Source organism: Clostridium sp. (assembly GCF_040797585.1).
In the GTDB taxonomy this organism is placed as follows: Bacteria; Bacillota; Clostridia; order Clostridiales; family Clostridiaceae; genus Clostridium_Z.
In genome coordinates this window covers 1-1873 of the sequence record NZ_JBFNEO010000317.1, presented here as the reverse complement: position 1 = coordinate 1873, position 1873 = coordinate 1, and the positions used below count along the sequence as shown (strand labels likewise).

The following is a 1873-nucleotide window of genomic DNA, read 5'->3' as shown; positions in this document are numbered from 1 at the left end:
CATATAACCTATGATTTTTCCTATTATGATAATTAACTCTTAATGTAATTATAGTTTAAACTTATAAAGTAGAAAATTTAAAAATCTAAAATTTAATAATTCCCCGATTCTAACATAGCTCAAGGACTTGATTTAAAAACTTCTTATTATAAAATTTAAGGGTAAATCTTTAAATAATTAAAAATTTTTTATTACTATTTTTCTAGCCTATTCTTTAATTATTATAAATTTATATATTTATAATATAAGGCAATAAATTTAATCAAGCTTATATAAATTAATGTTGCTATAATTTTTTTATTTTTAAATTATATGTACTAATATTTAAATAGTGTGTAACTATTATATAACACCTCTTACATTTTTTTCATAATTATTCTATAATTATATTAAGGAATTTTAAATATTATAACTTGTGACAGAAATATGTCTGCAGTTTAGTATATTAAAGTTCTAAATATCTAATAATATTTATATTTAGATCATTAGGAGGGATTAACATTAAAACTACAGCGAATTATTTAGAAGAAGTAAATAAGTATAGTGCAAAAAACTATAATCCTCTACCATTGGTTTTGGAGAAAGGTCATGGAATATTTGTATACGATATAGAAGGGAAGAAGTATATTGATATGCTCTCTTCTTATTCAGCCTTAAACTATGGTCATAGGCATCCTAAAATAATTGATGCTCTTATAGAACAGGCTTCTCGTATTACCTTGACTTCTAGAGCATTTCATAATACAGAAATGGGACCTTTTCTTAAAAAGCTTTGTGAAATTTCTAATTTTGATCAAGGACTTCTTATGAACTCTGGAGCTGAGGCTGTAGAAACAGGACTTAAAGCCGCTAGAAAATGGGGACATATAAATAAAGGCATAGAAGAAAATGCTGCAGAAATCATCGTATGTTCTAATAACTTCCACGGTCGTACCATAAGTATAGTAAGCTTTTCTACAGAAGAACAATATAAAAAAGGATTTGGTCCTTATACTCCAGGATTTAAGGTAATTCCTTTTGGAGATACCAAGGCTCTTAAAGATGCAATTACTCCAAATACTGTTGCATTTTTAATGGAACCTATTCAAGGAGAAGCTGGAGTTATTGTTCCTAAAGATGGGGTTCTTAAAGAACTTAAAGAAATTTGTAAAGACCATAACATATTGTTTATTTTAGATGAAATACAAACTGGTTTTGGAAGAACAGGTAAGAATTTTGCCTTCCAACACGAAGATGCATCTCCTGATATATTGTTAGTGGGTAAAGCTTTAGGTGGAGGAGTTTATCCTGTATCTGCTATGCTCTCTAACAAAGAAATTATGGATGTATTTAAACCTGGGGACCATGGTTCAACCTTTGGAGGAAATCCTTTAGGTGCTGCTGTTGGTATAGCATCATTAGATGTTCTTTTAGAAGAAGACCTAGCAAGAAAATCCTTAGATCTTGGAAAGTACTTTATAGATAATTTAAAAAATCTTAATAGCCCTTATGTTAAAGAAATTAGGGGTAAAGGACTCTTAATTGGGGTAGAAATAAAAGAAGAGTATGGTGGAGCTAGAAAGTTCTGTGAGAAACTTATGACTCTAGGACTTCTTTGTAAGGAAACTCACGAGCACACCATAAGATTTGCTCCTCCTTTAACTATTACAAAAGAGGAAATAGATTATTGTATATCTATAATAAAAGATGTATTATGTAATCCAATATAAATATTAAGTAAAGATACTTATAGTAAGATAAGCCACATGGTAATTGAAACTAAATCACCAGCTACCATTATCTAAGACATATTCAAAGATTGAGTTTCGAGGTAGTTTATCTATAGATGTACCATATCTAAACTTAATCTTTGAATACGGTGTAAATCATAGTT

1 protein-coding gene is annotated in these 1873 nt (G+C 28.8%); it reads left to right on the top strand.

The window, feature by feature from the left end:
* Positions 1-464: 464 nt before the first annotated feature.
* Positions 465-1709: an ornithine--oxo-acid transaminase gene (rocD, locus tag AB2369_RS13150; RefSeq protein ID WP_367666924.1), complete on the top strand. Its 1245-nt coding sequence runs from the start codon at positions 465-467 to the stop codon at positions 1707-1709.
* Positions 1710-1873 lie beyond the last annotated feature (164 nt).